The sequence below is a fragment of the Pseudomonas sp. SDO52101_S400 genome, from assembly GCF_054071635.1.
This window is the reverse complement of record NZ_JBSVWF010000029.1, coordinates 1-16,620: the sequence shown is the minus strand read 5'-3', so window position 1 is coordinate 16,620 and position 16,620 is coordinate 1. Positions and strand designations below refer to the sequence as shown.

General features: G+C 62.4%; 15 protein-coding genes. 8 read left to right on the top strand and 7 right to left on the bottom strand.

Annotated features, from left to right (window positions below; all coding sequences use genetic code 11):
* Positions 1–145: 145 nt before the first annotated feature.
* On the bottom strand, positions 146–541 hold the full coding sequence (locus tag ACW9HX_RS15990; protein WP_085732036.1) for a DUF4280 domain-containing protein: 396 nt from the start codon (positions 539–541) through the stop codon (positions 146–148).
* Positions 542–731: 190 nt separating this feature from the next.
* Between ACW9HX_RS15990 and ACW9HX_RS15985 the strand changes: the two genes are divergently transcribed.
* Positions 732–1,799 (top strand): phosphotransferase family protein, encoded by a 1,068-nt coding sequence (locus ACW9HX_RS15985; RefSeq protein WP_085732037.1) that lies wholly within the window; start codon positions 732–734, stop codon positions 1,797–1,799.
* A 38-nt stretch (positions 1,800–1,837) separates the two neighbouring features.
* Positions 1,838–2,605, top strand: a complete 768-nt coding sequence (locus ACW9HX_RS15980; protein WP_085687598.1) for an SDR family oxidoreductase — start codon at positions 1,838–1,840, stop codon at positions 2,603–2,605.
* 53 nt (positions 2,606–2,658) lie between these two features.
* Here ACW9HX_RS15980 and ACW9HX_RS15975 read toward each other — a convergent pair whose 3' ends face one another.
* From ACW9HX_RS15975 to ACW9HX_RS15950, 6 genes are all read right to left on the bottom strand, one after another.
* Complete coding sequence (locus ACW9HX_RS15975) at positions 2,659–3,312, bottom strand: trimeric intracellular cation channel family protein (RefSeq protein WP_457381340.1); 654 nt, start codon at positions 3,310–3,312, stop codon at positions 2,659–2,661.
* A 921-nt stretch (positions 3,313–4,233) separates the two neighbouring features.
* Positions 4,234–4,476: a DUF1652 domain-containing protein gene (locus tag ACW9HX_RS15970; protein ID WP_457381339.1), complete on the bottom strand. Its 243-nt coding sequence runs from the start codon at positions 4,474–4,476 to the stop codon at positions 4,234–4,236.
* A 192-nt stretch (positions 4,477–4,668) separates the two neighbouring features.
* A complete protein-coding gene (locus tag ACW9HX_RS15965; RefSeq protein WP_457381338.1) occupies positions 4,669–6,159 on the bottom strand; it encodes a helix-turn-helix transcriptional regulator in 1,491 nt (496 codons plus the stop codon).
* 77 nt (positions 6,160–6,236) lie between these two features.
* Positions 6,237–7,127, bottom strand: coding sequence for a LysR family transcriptional regulator (locus tag ACW9HX_RS15960; RefSeq protein WP_457381337.1), 891 nt, complete (start codon positions 7,125–7,127; stop codon positions 6,237–6,239).
* A gap of 6 nt (positions 7,128–7,133) precedes the next feature.
* Positions 7,134–9,341: a molybdopterin cofactor-binding domain-containing protein gene (locus ACW9HX_RS15955; protein WP_457381336.1), complete on the bottom strand. Its 2,208-nt coding sequence runs from the start codon at positions 9,339–9,341 to the stop codon at positions 7,134–7,136.
* Positions 9,341–9,805 carry a (2Fe-2S)-binding protein gene (locus ACW9HX_RS15950; RefSeq protein ID WP_457381335.1) on the bottom strand — a complete coding sequence of 155 codons (465 nt, stop codon included), beginning with the start codon at positions 9,803–9,805 and terminating at the stop codon, positions 9,341–9,343. The genes ACW9HX_RS15955 and ACW9HX_RS15950 overlap by 1 nt, the downstream gene beginning before the upstream one ends.
* A 118-nt stretch (positions 9,806–9,923) precedes the next feature.
* On the opposite strand from ACW9HX_RS15950, the gene ACW9HX_RS15945 reads away from it, so the two are divergent.
* The 6 genes from ACW9HX_RS15945 to ACW9HX_RS15920 all read left to right on the top strand — a co-directional run bounded on the left by ACW9HX_RS15945 (position 9,924) and on the right by ACW9HX_RS15920 (position 16,487).
* On the top strand, positions 9,924–10,871 hold the full coding sequence (locus ACW9HX_RS15945) for a LysR substrate-binding domain-containing protein (RefSeq protein WP_457381334.1): 948 nt from the start codon (positions 9,924–9,926) through the stop codon (positions 10,869–10,871).
* Between the two features lie 384 nt (positions 10,872–11,255).
* On the top strand, positions 11,256–12,185 hold the full coding sequence (locus tag ACW9HX_RS15940) for an amidohydrolase family protein (RefSeq protein WP_011334798.1): 930 nt from the start codon (positions 11,256–11,258) through the stop codon (positions 12,183–12,185).
* Between the two features lie 4 nt (positions 12,186–12,189).
* Positions 12,190–13,095 carry an amidohydrolase family protein gene (locus tag ACW9HX_RS15935; protein ID WP_007952854.1) on the top strand — a complete coding sequence of 302 codons (906 nt, stop codon included), beginning with the start codon at positions 12,190–12,192 and terminating at the stop codon, positions 13,093–13,095.
* A gap of 246 nt (positions 13,096–13,341) precedes the next feature.
* Positions 13,342–14,727 carry a UbiD family decarboxylase gene (locus tag ACW9HX_RS15930; protein ID WP_457381333.1) on the top strand — a complete coding sequence of 462 codons (1,386 nt, stop codon included), beginning with the start codon at positions 13,342–13,344 and terminating at the stop codon, positions 14,725–14,727.
* Positions 14,724–15,386: a UbiX family flavin prenyltransferase gene (locus tag ACW9HX_RS15925; RefSeq protein WP_457381332.1), complete on the top strand. Its 663-nt coding sequence runs from the start codon at positions 14,724–14,726 to the stop codon at positions 15,384–15,386. The genes ACW9HX_RS15930 and ACW9HX_RS15925 overlap by 4 nt, the downstream gene beginning before the upstream one ends.
* A 51-nt stretch (positions 15,387–15,437) precedes the next feature.
* Positions 15,438–16,487, top strand: a complete 1,050-nt coding sequence (locus ACW9HX_RS15920) for a CobW family GTP-binding protein (RefSeq protein ID WP_457381331.1) — start codon at positions 15,438–15,440, stop codon at positions 16,485–16,487.
* The last annotated feature ends 133 nt before the right edge of the window (positions 16,488–16,620 follow it).

The following is a 16,620-nucleotide window of genomic DNA, read 5'->3' as shown; positions in this document are numbered from 1 at the left end:
ACGCCGATATGAGCGATCTGCTGTGAATCCATAATCGACTCGGTCGATCAGGTCGATGTAGAACGTGAGACACCTCCGTCGGCTCCCTCTCCCTCCGGGAGAGGGTTGGGGTGAGGGGCGGCGGTATTCGGATAAACGCAAAATCTCAGGGAATCAACATCTGCATCTGCCCCGGCATCACGATCTTGATCACCCCCGCCCAGTTGCACATCAACGTGCTGTTGGCATCGATCGCCGGCATCCCGCCCAATAGCAGCGTCGGCGCTCCGCCGGGGATCCACGGCGAGGCAGTAGCTGGAATGCACGGCATCGGCGTCAGTACGCCCAATGCCGCCGCCGTGGCAGCGGCGACCATCGGGTTGGCCATGCTCATGCACATACCGAAGGTGGTGACATTGACCAGCGGAATATGATCCATGATGTTCGCCGCCGGCATCCCGCCGGTCAGCGTGCGGTTGACCGGCAGCACGTTGAGCACCGCCGGCGCGGCACCGAAACTGCATTGCAGAGTGGCGCTGGCACAGACTTGCGGGCAGCCCATTTCAAAGCTCCTTTCTGAACAAGGCATTCACGCTCAACCTTAGTCGCCAGCGGCCCGCCGCGCACATTCCCAAAGGTGATTATCGTGCAACACGCTAACCTATAAGACCGAGCCGCGCTTGTGACCGCCCGAGCGCGCCATTAGATTAGCCAATGATGTCTGGCCTCCAAAATAAGCAGAAGGGATAAGCATGGCGCTTACTGACCAGTCCACCCGTATCCGCTCTGGCGAAGAACTCGATGCCAGCCTGATCGATCCGTACCTCAAGGCGCACATTCCGGGCCTGACCGGCACGCCGCAGATCAGCCAGTTTCCCGGCGGCGCGTCGAACCTGACCTACCTGCTGGAATACCCGGATCAGGAATTCGTCCTGCGCCGTCCGCCGTTCGGCCACAAGGCCAAGTCCGCCCACGACATGGGCCGCGAATTCCGCATCCTAAACCAGTTGCGCGACGGCTTCCCGTATTGCCCGAAAGCCTACGTGCACTGCACCGACGAGTCGGTGATCGGCGCCGAGTTCTACGTGATGGAAAGGGTCAAAGGGATCATCCTGCGCTCGGACCTGCCGCCGGAACTGGGTCTGGACGCAGCGAAAACCGAAGCCCTGTGCAAGAGCTTCATCGACCGTTTCGTCGAGCTGCACCGGGTCGATTACAACGCCTGTGGCCTGGGCGATCTGGGCAAGCCTGAAGGCTACGTCGCCCGCCAGATCAAAGGCTGGAGCGAACGCTACGAAAAAGCCCTGACCCCGGACGCGCCGCACTGGGAACAGGTCAAAGCCTGGCTCAACGACAAGATGCCGGCCGACCACCCGACCTCCAGCATCGTCCACAACGACTATCGCTTCGACAACGTCATCCTCGACCCGAACAACCCGATGCAGATCATCGGCGTACTCGACTGGGAACTGACCACCCTCGGCGATCCACTGATGGACCTGGGCAACACCCTCGCCTACTGGATCCAGGCCGACGACCCGGCACCGGTGCAACTGATGCGCCGCCAGCCAAGCCACGCGCCGGGCATGCTGACCCGTCGCGAATTCGTCGACTACTACGCCGAGCGCTCGGGCATCCAGATCGACAATTTCGACTTCTACTACACCTACGGCCTGTTCCGTCTGGCCGGCATCGTGCAGCAGATCTACTACCGCTTTTTCCATGGCCAGACCCAGGACAAACGCTTTGCGCAGTTCATTCACATGAACAAACTGCTGGAGCAGATGAGCCTGCAGGTCATTGCCAAATCCAGCCTCTGATGACGGCGTTATAACAAGGCTTACTACAAGGGAATCCCATGTCCAAGACTCAGTTGTTCGACCTCGACGGCAAGATCGCTTTCGTCTCCGGCGCCAGCCGTGGCATCGGTGAAGCCATCGCCAAACTACTGGCCCAGCAAGGCGCCCATGTGATCGTTTCGAGCCGCAAACTCGAAGGCTGCCAGCACGTGGCCGACGCCATCATCGCCGCTGGCGGCAAAGCCACCGCCGTTGCCTGCCACATCGGCGAAATGGAGCAGATCAGCCAGGTCTTCGCCGGGATCAAGGAACAGTTCGGGCGCCTGGACATCCTGGTCAACAACGCCGCGACCAACCCGCAGTTCTGCAACGTGCTGGACACCGACCTCGGCGCCTTCCAGAAAACCGTCGACGTGAACATCCGCGGCTACTTCTTCATGTCGGTGGAAGCCGGCAAGCTGATGCGCGAAAACGGTGGCGGCAGCATCATCAACGTGGCGTCGATCAACGGCATTTCGCCGGGGATCTTCCAGGGCATCTACTCGGTGACCAAAGCCGCCGTGATCAACATGACCAAGGTCTTCGCCAAGGAATGCGCGCAGTTCGGCATCCGCTGCAACGCCCTGCTACCCGGCCTGACCGACACCAAATTCGCCTCGGCCCTGGTGAAGAACGACGCGATCCTGAAACAGGCCCTGACCCAGATCCCGCTCAAACGCGTGGCCGACCCGAGCGAAATGGCCGGCGCCGTGCTGTACCTGGCGAGCGACGCGTCGAGCTACACCACCGGCGTATCGCTGAACGTGGACGGCGGTTTCCTGTCCTGATCCGCCGCTGACGCAATAGAAAAGGCAGCCCAAGGGGCCAAGGGCTGCCTTTTTCATGCCTCCAGAACCTTCGGCAATTGCCAGCCAAAATGCACCGACAACAACCGCAACAACAAACACGCCGCCCCCGCCAGCAACGCAGCCGCCACCGGCGGAACACCCAACCTGCGTCCGACGATCAACACCGCCGCGCCGACAAACGCCGAACTGGCATACAAATCCGCCTGTAACACCACCGGCACTCTTGCCAGCACAATGTCACGCAGCACACCGCCACCGACCCCGGTAATCGTGCCCATCAGCATGGACACAAACGGCGAGATCCCGAAATTCAACGCCTTCTGCGCCCCGGCCACGGCAAACAACGCCAACCCCGCCGCATCCAGCACGATCAAGGTCGAACCGGACCAGCCCAGCACCTGCTCATGAAAAACGAACGCAACCGCGCCCATGGCAAACGCCAGCGCCGGATAACGCCAGTCCGCCACAGCCTTGGGCGGCGTAGCGCCGATCAGCAGATCACGGGTCACCCCGCCACCGAGCGCAACGATGAACGCAATCACCATCACCCCAAGCAGATCGAGCTGACTGCGCATCGCCGCAATCGCGCCTTCAACCGCAAACACCGCGGTGCCGACCAGATCGGCCACCAGCACAATCCACTCGACCCGCGCCTTCAACGGCGCCCGGCCTATTGAGTGACGCAACGGGTCTTGGTGATGTGTCGAGTCACTTGCCCGTCGGCGTAGGCATCACCGGCGACCTCGGTATTTTCCATGACCTGACAAGTCCGCTCAGGTGGAGGAGGCGGTGCTGCCGGCGGAGGGGGTGGAGGACTGGCACAGCCACTGAGCAGCACCAGAGCGAAAGCCGACAACAACGAAAAACACACGCGTTTCCCAGGATTGTTCATAGGATGACCCGCGATGAATGGAAGAAAACTCCCGTCTCCGAGCAGAACAACGCCCGGTTATGGAAACCGAACCACTCATTCCTTATAGACCAGTGGGGGGTGAGTGCCAGTGAAATGGTGGGATTGGGGGGAAATGGCTGTCGATTTTGGGGTGGGGTGAGCAAGCGGACCGTGTGTTCCGACAAATTCTTGAACAACCTTGAGAACCAGCCCTCACCCTAACCCTCTCCCGGAGGGAGAGGGGACTGACCGAGTTGTTTGGGAGAGGTACGCCGACGTGACATACAGAGGTGAACTCGGATCTTAAAAAGCAAACATCCCGCGCCTGTCTTTGCTTCCACCACTCAACACGATGAGCGTTAGCTCGAGTAAAGCTTTTGACTCACAGGCCCGTCGGCAGGCTGAGTGGAGGGATTGATCCGGGGGTGGGAGCGCAGCGACCGTTTGGCGAAGCCAAAGACATCGAGAGGAGGTGCAGCGAAGCAAACCGTAGGCGATGCCCCCCGGATCAATCCCGGAGCGAAGGAACACCGAGCCAAAGCGAGGTGCCGAACGTCAGGGCACAGACCTTTTGGTTCCTTTTGGCTGGGCCGGCATTCCGGGCGTTTGCCAAAAGGGACTCGCCGTCAGGGCGAAACCGCCAGCCGCAACACCCGAAAAAGCGGATATTCACCCAAACCAACCCAGAGCATGGTCGGCCCAAAGGCCGCCAAGTTCACCCCGACGAGCGCAAAGAATTACTCTCAAGCTCATACCGCAACTCATCAACCAAGGCATCCACCGCTTCCGGAGTACGCAAGGCATCCAGACTCAACCCACTAATGACCAGATCAACCTCCCCGGAAGCCGGGTGATACAACTTCACCGTAAGCGAATGATCCCCATCAACCACACACTCACAAGCCAACGGCGAAAAACTGCGCTCAAGCTGCGCCCGCAACTGCGCCAGATAGATCATCGGGCAAGCTCCGCACTACGACGCAACAAGCCAGATTCAATGAAAAACAACACATTCATGGGGCTGATCCATTAGCAGGTTCAAAAGGAACACGATCACGAACAAAAACCCGTATCGCACCTCACCAGACTAAGAACAGCCCGTCACTTCAAACACCCGAATTTGCACCCCATGAACTAGTGCATTTGCACCTTACCGCTGCCCCCTGCTGCTGCCCGAAAACAACCCACGCTCGCGAGCCCAGACAATCGCCTCGCTGCGACTGTGCACATCGAGCTTGGAATACACCGTCGCCACATGATTGCGCACCGTGTTCGGCGCCAGTTTCAACCGCGCAGCAATCTCCTTGTCCGCCAGCCCCTCACAGATCAGCCCCAGCACATCGCGCTCGCGGGCGGTGAGATCGGTGAACGACACACTCGGCAATTGCGGCGAATTGACCTTCTTCACATTGGCCAGTTTTTCGATCAGCGTACGGCTGAACCACGAAGCATCCTTCATCACCTCTTCAATCGCCGCCACCAGTTCAAGTTCGGTACGTTTGCGCTCGGTGATGTCCATCAGCACCAGCAGATAGCACACCGAGTCCTGGATGTTGACGGTGTCGGCGGACACCGCGCACTCCAGCAGTTCAGCGTCCTTTTTGCGGATCCGCATATCGACGCGATCAACCCGGCCGGTTTTCTCCAGCGCCGCCAGCAACCGAGCGCGCTCCGCTGCCTCATCGATGAAGTCCAGTTGTGCGACGGTCTTGCCGAGCACGTCGTCGCTCTCGTAAGCCAGCGCGTCGAGAAAGGCCTGATTGACGTCGATCAGCCGCTGCTCGTCGGCGCTGCAGATCAGGATCGGCACCGGGGTCAGGCGAAAGGCCTTGGCGAACCGTTCCTCGCTTTGACGCAGAGCGACCTCGGCTTTGTGCCGTGGCTCCATGTCGACGAACGAAAACAGCATGCAGTCCTCGTCGTTGAGCACCAGCGGCTGGCCGGCGACGATTACCTGTTTGCTGCCACCGTCCGGCAAGCGCAATTCGGCCTGCATCTGCGGGATGGTTGCCACATCGCGCAGGCGCTGGATAGCCAGGTCCTTGCGCTCGGCCTGTTCGAGAATATCCAGTTCATAAGTCGAGGCGCCGATCACCTGATCGCGGGTGTAGCCGGTCATCTCCAGGAACCCCGGATTGACCTTGATGTAACGCAAGTCGCTGAGACGGCAGATCACCGCCGGCGCCGGGTTGGCGTTGAAGGTTTTTTCGAAGCGTTGCTCGGCATTGGCCCAATCGGTGACGTCGCTCATGATCAGCACCAGCGACTCGACCTCGCCATCGCGGTCGGTCAACACCATGCTGCGCACGCTATGCACCCAGGTACGCTCCTCGTCACTGCGCGGGGTGACTTCGACGAGTACGTCGCTGAAGGTTTCGCCGGCGGCCACCCGACTGATCGGGTACTGTTCCAGCGATAGCGTGTGGTTGTTGCGATAGCGCAGATTGAAGCGCTCGACGTATTCCCCGGCGTTGTTGCCCAGTTCACCGATGCGGCTGACGCCATGCATGGCCAGCGCCGCCTCGTTGGCCCAGAGAATCGTCTGGTCGAGTTCCAGCAGAATCACCCCGTCGGACAGGCCGGCAATGATCTGCTGCAACTGACGGCGATTGGTTTCGGTGGTCAGGACGTCCCGGCTCATTGGCTCTCCACAAGTACGTGCGTGTGAAGATTACGACCGCAGGCCGTTGTGATCGTGCCGGGCAACTTTGCCCCTGATTAACGCGATGTGTGATCGACCAGTTCGCGCAGCGTATCGAGAAACAGCTTGAGCACCGGCGAGGCATCGTCCGCCCGATATGTCGCGTACAGCGGCACTTGTGGCAGCGCCGGGGTCAGGCGCCGGAACACCAGCCCTGCGGGGGCCAACTGCTCGATCGATGCGGGTAACAGCGCCACGCCAAACCCGGCGCGAACCAGACTGAGCAAGGTCTGCACCTCGATCACCTGCTGGCGGATCTGTGGCGTGAACCCGGCCTGAATGCAGCATTGATAGAGAAAATTGGCGAACCGCGACTGCTTCAGTTCCAGTGCCACAAACGGCTCCTGCGCGAGGTCGGCAGGTGCCAGCACCTCGCGCCGGGCCAACGGGTGCTCCGCCGGCATCACCACATGGATCGGCTCGTGGATCAGCAATTCATTGCGCAACTGCGGGTCGTCATAGCCGACCCGGAACACGCAGGCGTCGATGCGTTTTTCTTTCAGCGCCTTGACCTGGGCCGCCGGGGTCATTTCGTGCAAGCGCCATGTCACCTGCGGATAGCGCTCGCGAAACAGATGCAACGCCTTGGGCAGCACGCCGACCATCACCGAACTGATCATGCCGATTTCCAGCTCGCCCAGTTGCCCGCGCCCGGTCTGGCGGGTCAGGTCCAGCGCCCGCTCGAGTTGTTCGAACACCAGCGGCGCCTGCTCCTTGAGCATCTGCCCCGCCGCCGTCAGCTCGACCCGGTGGTGGCTGCGCTCAAACAGCGGCGTGCCGAGTTCCTCCTCCAGCAAGCGAATCTGCTGGCTCAGCGGCGGCTGACAGATGTGCAGCCGTTCGGCGGCGCGGCCGAAATGCAGCTCATCGGCCAGCGCCATGAAGTACCGCAGCAAACGCAGGTCCATGGCGGCTTACCCCAGGTTCAGTGGCGTTGAACGCTGACGCACCCCGGTCAGGCTGAACAGCGCATTGGCGATCGCCGGGACCACCGACGGACTTCCCAACTCTCCGACGCCACCCGGTTTGTCCGGTTGGCCATCGAGCACGAGGATGTCCACGAGCGGCATGTCCGACATGCGCGTGACGCGATAGTCGTGGAAGTTGCTCTGCACCACCCTGCCCTGCTGAATGTCGAGGCGATCGAACAGCGCATGGCCGAGGCCCCACATCAGCCCGCCGTAAATCTGCTCCTCGACTCCGCCCGGCGACACCGCCAGACCGCAATCGACCACGCAGGTCAGCTTTTCGACCCGCGCCTTGCCGTCCACCTTCGCGACCCGCGCCACCACGGCGATGAAACTGGTGTAGCCCTGATTGGTGGCGATTCCCAGCGCCGTATCCGGCGGCAATTTCTGGCCCCAACCGGCGCGCTCCGCTGCTTGTTTCAACACCGCGACATGCCGTGGCCGCTCCTGCATGTTGGCCAGTCGGAACGCCAGCGGATCTTCACCGGCCGCATGGGCCAGTTCATCCATGAAGCTCTCCACGGCGAACACGTTGGGAATGAAGCTCACCGAGCGATACCAGCCGCTGGGCACGTGGCTTTCGTGCTTGACCCAGTTCAATTCCAGGTGCGGCGGACGATAGGCGAAGTCCCACGCGGTGATGGCTTCGGTGGTGCTGTAATCCATGTGATCCGGGCGCTCGAAATAGCCCGGCTCCCACTGTTCCGGCGAGGCCGGCGACACCGCATGCAGTTGCAGTGCGGTGAGTTTGCCCTGGGCATCCAGTGCGCCTTTTGCCCGGTGCAAGGTAGCCGGATGATTGAACAGCGCGTGCATTTCGTCTTCGCGGCTGTTGAGCAGCTTCACCGGCACACCTGACTGCTGCGCCAGATACGCGACTTCGAAAAGCCAGTATTTGGCTTCCCGCGCACCGAAGCTGCCGCCGGACACCAGTTCGTGAATGGTGACCTTGTCCTTGCCGATGCCGCACACGGTCTGCGCCGCTTCCAGCGCCGACGACGGTACCTGCACGCCGCCCCAATAGGTGATCGCCTTGTCCTTGACCTGCGCAGTGATGCAGATCGGTTCCAGCGGGTTTTGCACCTTGTAGGGCATGGTGTAATCGGCTTCGAGCAGCTTCGCCGCGCTCGGCCATTGCCCGGCGACATCGCCCTGGGCCATGGCTTTGACGGTTTGCGTTGCCGGATCGCTGATCGCTGCGATCTGCGCTTTGCTCAGCTCGGCGCTGTCGAAGCCGGCCAGCGGGGAATCGCTCCATTTGATCTCCAGCAACTGGCGTCCCTGCTGCGCCACCCAGAACGTTTCGGCCAGCACCGCGACGCCTTCGAGGTTGCCGCCGAGCACGTCCGGCCGGCCCGGAATCGCGATCACCTTGCGCACACCCGACACCTGCAAGGCGGCTGCCGAATCCACCGCGACAACCTTGGCGCCCACCACCGGTGCACGCTGGATCACTGCCACCAGCATCCCCGGCAACTGCACGTCGATGCTGTACTTGAAACGCCCACACACCTTGGCCGCCGCATCGCGTTTGTGGCGCAATTTGCCGATGTACTTGAACTGCGCAGGATCCTTCAGCGTGACGTTGGCCGGCGCCGGCAGATGCGCCGCCGCGCCGGCCAGTTCGCCGTAGCCGAGGCTGCGTTTACTCGATGCATGCACGACCCGGCCGTCTTCGGTGGAGCAGCTGTCGGGGCTGACGTTCCACTGCTGCGCCGCCGCACTGATCAGCAGCGCCCGCGCCGTGGCGCCGGCCATGCGCAGGCGATCGTATTCCAGCGACACACTGGTGCTGCCGCCGGTGGAGAAGACTTTCCAGACCGGATGAATGTAGGTTTCGAAGAACGGATCCTCCGGCGTGATGACCTGCACCGTCATCGGATTCACGTCCAGCTCCTCCGCCACGCACGCGGCCAGTGCGGTCTGGGTGCCGGTGCCGGAGTCGTGCTTGTGCACCACCAGTTTCACCGTGCCGTCGGGCAGCACACGCACCCAGGCATTAGGTTCGAACTCGGTGGCCGAGGTTTTCGGCTCACTCGCCGCCGCACCGCAAGGCAGGTACAGCGCAATCGCCAGACCGGACGCCACTGTCACCGCCTGCTTGAGAAACACCCGGCGCGAGGGTTCATGAAGGGTGCCGTCGATGAGGCTCATCACGCCTCCTTCGGCGCATTCGCCGCACGTTTGATCGCTTTGCTGATCCGCCCGTAGGTGCCGCAGCGGCAGATATTCCCGGACATAGCGTTGCGGATCGAGTCGTCGTTGACCGGCGCCCCGGTGTTGAGCAGCGCGGCGGCGGACATGATCTGCCCGGATTGACAGTAGCCGCATTGCGGCACATCTTCGGCGACCCAGGCCAGTTGCAGCGGATGGCTTTCGTTGGGCGACAAGCCCTCGATGGTGGTGATGCTGTGGCCCGCGACGGCGGCCAGCGGCAACTGGCACGAACGCACCGCGACACCGTTCAGGTGCACGGTGCAGGCACCGCACAGGCCCATGCCGCAACCGAACTTGGTGCCGGTGAGTTTCAACTGATCACGCAACACCCATAACAAGGGCATGGAGGGGGACGCCTCATCCAGCTCGCGTCGTTCGCCGTTTACCGTGAATGCAATCATTGTCAGGCTCCAAAAGAGCGGCCCGTCTTTGTGCGGGCCTGGTCATCGATTATTGGAAGCCCAGGCAACACGCGGCCAGCGACGATTTCTGCCAACCGGTGTAAGCAGGACTAACAACATGTACAAGCGATACCCGTCGGTGCAGTCCATGAGCGCGTTCATCCACGCGGCGCGCAGCGGCAGTTTCTCCAGTGCCGCACGCAAGCTCGACCTGACCCACAGCGCGATCAGCCAGCAGATCCGAGCCCTCGAAGAATTCATCGGCCAGCCGCTGTTCGTGCGCGAAGGCGGCGGCAGCAACCTGACCGATGCCGGGCAGTTGTTTGCCAGCGTGCTGTCGGATGGACTGGCGCAGATCGACCGGGCGTTGTCTTCGGTGAAAAACCGCAGCGTGGCCCAGCGTCTGACTCTGGATGTGGACAGCGAACTGGCGCAGAGCTGGCTCAATCCGCGCCTGCCGCAGCTGCTCGACGGCTTGCCGGATTACGAAGTGACGATCCTGTCGATGCCGCGCAGTGATCGCAGCACCTTCGAACGGGTGGACCTGTCGCTGCGCTATGGCTATGGCGATTGGGACGATTGCGAAATGACGCAGATCTGCGGGGATCGGGTGTTGGCGGTGGCGTCCCCGGCGTTGCTGGAGCGGCATGGTTTGCAGGTGCCGCTGAGCCCGGCGCAGATTCTTGAATTGCCGTTGCTGGGGTATACGCGCAGGTCGTGGATTCCGTGGCTGGATGCGGCGGGCATGCCGGCGGTGGAGCCCGCTGCCCGCGTCGTTTTTGATAACGCGGCGAATTTGATTGCGGCTGCCGAGGCTGGCGTTGGTGCGGGGCTGGTGCGGGGATTGTTGGCTGCCGATGCGTTGCGCAGCGGGCGGCTGGTGGCGTTGAACGAGGCGCAGATTGCGGCGCATTACAATCTTTATGCGGTGTGGCCGCATGGGCAGGCTGAGCGGGTGGGGCCTGTTGTTGAGATCATCAAACAGTTGGCTCTGAGTACACTTGAGAATGCTGCCCTCACCCTAGCCCTCTCCCGGAGGGAGAGGGGACCGAATGGGGAATATTGACGAACTACGCCGACGTGAAAGCTCAGCTGTGAATCCATAATCGACTCGATCTTTCAGGTCGATGTATGACGCAAGACACCTCGGTCGGCTCCCTCTCCCTCCGGGCGGTCCGACGTTTCGGGAGGGCTGGGGTGAGGGGCTCTTGATCTCAGGCCGTGCTCTTGATCAAAGCCCATATCCCAGAAGTATCACCACCCCACCCAATTAATATTGTACGAACCCTCCCCCGCCTTCCAATACTCGCCTCAAGCAACCACCCACCCGGGCCGGATGCGAACAGGCGAGGGAATGCGCGAGTGCCGCGCATAGAAACGGCCGATTGCCCGGGACGTGGATGCTGTGAGCCGCAAGGCTCCCTTCCCCGCTATCAGGAGATCGACTTCAATGATCATCGATATCAGTTGCTATCCCACCGATCTGGTGGACCTCGCCTGGAGGCATGACGGTGACCCGTTCACCGGCGAGCGTCTGCTGGAGATGATGGATGGCCCGTACATGGTCAACGGCAAGCCTCGCCGCATCGACAAAGCCTTTATCCAGCCACCACAGGGCAACACCATTTACACCTGGACCGACGGTGAACTGTCGGGCCGCGAATCCATCGACGCCTACATGGCCTACACCCTGAAAATGGTCCAGACCTACCCGGACCGTTTCATCGGCTGCTTCGTCTACAACCCGCGCTGCGGCGTGGAAAACGGCGTCGAGGCGATCGAGCGCTACGTCAAGGAACACGGTTTCAAGATGGTGCAGATGCAGGCCAACATGCACGCCTACCGTCCTGACCGTGCGCTGGACTGGGTCCGTCCGGCCTTCGAGAAATGCGCCGAGCTAGGCATCCCGGTCAAGCTGCACACCGGCGACGGGCCCTACAGCATCCCGTCGGAATGGGTGCCGATGATCAAGGAATTCCCCAACGTCGATTTCATCATGGCCCACTTCGGCGTGCAGACCGGCGGCGTCTACGTGTTCGAGCCGATGCAGTGGGCGATGGAGCTGCCCAACGTCTATTGCGAGTCCGGCTGGTGCCTGCAATCGCGGATTGTCGAGTTCGCCAAGGTGTTGCCGACCCACAAGATCCTGTTCGGCACCGACACCCCGCCGAATGAACCGGGCATGTGGCTGCGCCTGCTCGAAGTGCTCTGCCACGAGCCGCCGCAGGGCCTGAACCTCGACGAGGACACCCTCGAAGACTACCTGGGCAACAACACCGCACGGATGATCGGCCTTCAGCCGTCCCCGCCGCCGCGTTCCGTTTCCGAAGCAGAGGCGCAACTCAAGCGCCCCGTCACCACTCAACTGGCCAGGAGCTGAACCGATGATCATCGACACCCATCTGCACCCCACCAACCTGGTCGACGAGGCCTGGCGCCACACCGGCGAGCCGTTCACCGGCGAGCGCATGCTCAAACTCATGGATGGCCCGTACATGATCAACGGCAAGCCGCGCCGGATCGACATGGGGTTCATCCAGCCACCACCGGGCAACACCGGTTATCGCGACGGCAACCGCCGGGGCCGCGAGGGCGTGCGTGACTACATGTCCTACGTCGCCGAACTGTGCGTGAAGTACCCGGACCGGTTCATCGGCAACTTTAACTTCAACCCGCGCTGGGGACCGGAAAACGGTGCGGCAGAGCTGGAATTCCACATCAAGGAATACGGCTTCAAGATGCTCAAGTTGCACGCCAACATGCACGGCTATCGCCCGGACCGGGCGCTGGACTGGCTGCGTCCGGCGATGAAGGTCTGCGCCAAGTACAACATCGTGGTGCTGATCCACACTGGTGATGGCCCGTATACCATTCCGACGATGTTCTACCCGATCATCCGCGAGTTCCCGATGGTCAATTTCATCATCGGTCACTTCGGCATCCAGACCGGCGGCAACTATTCGTTCGAGGCGTTCTGGATGGCGATGGACACGCCGAACGTGTACTGCGAATCCGGCTGGTGCTTCCAGTCGCGGATCGTCGAGTTCGCCAAGGAGCTGCCGCGCAACAAGATCGTGTTCGGCACCGACTCGCCGCCGAACGAACCGGGCATGTGGCTGCGCGAGCTGGAAGTGTTGTGCTCGCCGGCGCCGCAGGGCCTGGGGATCGACGAGGATCACCTTGAGGACTACCTGGGCAACAACATCGCCCGGCTGTGCGGGATCGAACCGACCCCGCCACCCAAGGACCTGGCCGAGGCGGACATTCGTCTGACCACGACCTACCTCTAGGTACACACATTCCAATGTGGGAGCGGGCTTGCTCGCGAAAGCGGACGACCAGTCCCCATCACTTTTTAATTACACCCCGCACTCCCGAGCAAGCCCGCTCCCACAGGGGGAACAGTGTCACCACAGGCCACACAGCGACTTTACAGGCGCGAAGATGACCCGGCGTTCGCTCGACCGGCAGGCCAACGGCTTGTCGATCGAACGCCAGCCTCACCCCTGCGCGCCTGCTTTTTACGAGGTGAAACCATGACCCGTTCGACGCTCGGCGACTCTCAGGATTTTCACGTATTCATCGACGCCTATCGCCGCCAGTACCCGGACGATGTGCTGACCGTCACCCATCCACTTTCCGCCGATCAGGACGTCTCCGCCCTGGTCGATGCCCTCGCCGCCCAGGGCCGCGACCCGCTGCTGATCTGCGAAAACGTCGGCAACCTCGGCGTGCCGGTGGCGACCAATCTGTTCGCCTCCCGGCGGCGTATCGCCCGGCTGTTCGGCGTCGGCGCTGCGCAGTTGCACGAAACCTTCCAGACCCGCGCCAACCAGCCGATCCCGCCGCGTTACGTCGAAACCGGCCCGGTGCTCGACGAAGTCTTCGAAGGCGAAGCACTGGACCTGGCGCTGCTGCCGATGCTCAAGCATTTCGACAGCGATCGCGGCCCGTACATCACCAACGCAATCATCATCGCCGAGGACCCGCTCACCGGCATCGCCAACATGAGCTACCACCGCTCGATGCGTCATGCGCGTCAGGCCTTGGCCACCAGCCTGCACTCGCGGGGGCACCTGTGGCGGATGTTGCAGACCGCCCGCGAGCGCGGCGAAGAATTGCGCGTGGCCATGGTGGTCGGTGCGCATCCGCTGTTCATGCTCGCCGCCGCTGCACGCCTGCCTTACGGCAGCGATGAACGCGCGGTGGCCGGCGGGCTGTTCGGTGCGCCGCTGGAACTGGTCAAGACCCCGCGCTACGGCATCGGCGTGCCGGCTTACGCCGAGTTCGTGCTCGAAGGCGCCATCGACCCGGCGGCCTATGCCGAAGAAGGCCCGTTTGGCGAGTTCAGCGGTTACTCCTCGGACCGCTCGACCAACAACGTGCTGCGCGTCGACACCCTGCTGCGGCGCAAAGACGCGTGGCTGGTGGACGTGATGGGCGGGCGCTATGCCGAACACCTGACCCTGGCGCGGCTGCCCCGCGAAGCGGAAATGAGCGAGAAGCTCAAGGCGCGTTTCCCCGCCGTCACCGCCGTGCATTACCCGAACTCCGGCACGCATTTCCATTGCTACGTGGCGCTGGACCAGAGCCGCGACGGCGAGGCCCGGCAGATCATGCTGGCCCTGCTCGGTTGGGACCCGTACCTGAAAACCGTGATCGCCGTGGACAGCGATATCGACCTCACCGACGACAGCCAGGTGCTGTGGGCGCTGGCCACGCATTTCCAGCCGCACCTCGACATCTTCACGATTGACGGATTGCCCGGCAGTCCGCTGGATCCGTCGTCCTCGGTCAATGGCACCACCTCGCGCATGGGCCTGGATGCCACGCGCGGCTCGGGGTTTGACGGGATCAAGGCGCAGCTGGATCAGGACGTGCTTGAACGCGCCCGGCAACTGCTCGATGGTCTGCCATCGTGAACCGTCAGCGGATGGTGGTCGGCATCAGCGGCGCGTCCGGATTCATCTACGGCGTGCGCCTGCTGGAGCTGCTGGCCGAGCTGAACATCGAAAGCCACCTGATCATCAGCCGCGCCGCACTGCTGACCATGGCCCATGAAACCGACTACAAACTGGCGGACGTCACCGCCCTCGCCAGCCATTACCACCGCGCCGATGACGTGGCCGCCGGGATCGCCAGCGGTTCGTTCCGCTGCCTGGGCATGGTGGTCGCGCCGTGTTCAATGAGGACGCTGGCGGAGATCGCCACCGGCACGTCATCGGGGCTGATCGGCCGCGCCGCCGACGTCACCCTGAAGGAACGCCGCACCCTGGTGCTGATGGCCCGCGAAACACCGCTGACCCTCGCCCACCTGCGCAACATGACCGCCGTCACCGAGATGGGCGGGATCATCGCCCCGCCGGTGCCTGCCTTCTACGCCCGCCCCGACAGCCTGGCGCAAATGGTCGACCACAGCCTCGGTCGTGTGCTCGACCTGTTCGGCCTCGATGCCGGCGTCGCCCGCCGATGGCAAGAACCATCACCTGACACATCCCCTGAGGGAGCCAGCCTGCTGGCGAAAGCAATCAACCCGTCGCCATCACAGGTGAATGACACACCACCATCGCTAGCAGGCTAGCTCCCACAAAAACAATCCACTCGTGCACCGGTAATCACCAAGGAGCCTCACATGAACACCCCCTTCAACGCCCCGACCCCGAACACCAAAATCCCGGTCACCATCCTCACCGGGTTCCTCGGTGCCGGCAAAACCACCCTGCTCAATTACATCCTCAAGGAGAACCACGGCCGCAAGATCGCGGTGATCGAAAACGAGTTCGGCGAGGTCGGCATCGACGGCGATCTGGTGCTCAGCTCCGAAACCGAAGAGATCTACGAAATGGTCAACGGCTGCGTCTGCTGCACCGCCGAAGTCCGCGAGGACCTGGTGCGCATCGTCCGCGAACTGGTAGCGCGCCCGGTGCGGCTCGACCACATCCTGATCGAGACCAGCGGCCTGGCCGACCCGTACCCGGTGGCCCAGAGCTTTTTCATCAACGACCCGATCGCCGAGGAAGTCGAACTCGACGCCATCGTGACCATGGTCGATGCCAAACACATCGCCCAGCACCTGGAAGACCTGCAACTGGACGGCGTCGACAATCAGGCCGTGGACCAGATCGTCTGCGCCGATCGCATCGTCATCAACAAGGTCGATCTGGTCAGCGCTGAAGCAGTGGACACCCTGCGCGGCAAGATCCGGGGATTGAACGCGACGGCGGATCTGGTGACTTCGACCCATGCGCAGATCGACCTGTCGAAAATCCTCGGCATCGGCGCCTTCGAATGCACGCAGAAGCTGATGGAGATCGGCGCGGATCAGCACGATCACGATCACCACGACCATGACCACCACGCTGAAGAGCCCGACCACGAACACGACCCGAGCGTGTCCTCGGTGGGCATCGCCGTGGACGGCGCCGTCGACCTGATGGCGTTCCACCGCTGGATCAGCGAGTTGCGCAGTGCTCAGGCCGACAACCTGTACCGCATGAAAGGCGTGCTGGCGGTGGCCAACGAAGACCAGCGCTACGTGCTGCAAGGCGTGCACAGCCTGGTGGAGTTCCGCGCCTCGACCGCGTGGGGCAGCGAGCCGCGCTCGAGCAAGATCGTGTTCATCGGCCGCGACCTGGATCGGGCGGCGCTGAACCAGGGCTTCGCCGCCTGCCTGGCCGGCTGAAACCCGGCATCGGAGCCGGTGGATGGCGGCTTCGCAGCACGAATGACCGATGCCGGATTTCTTGAACAACACAAAACCTGTGGGAGCGGGCTTGCTCGCGAATGCGGTGGGTCATTGAACAGTGATGTCGACT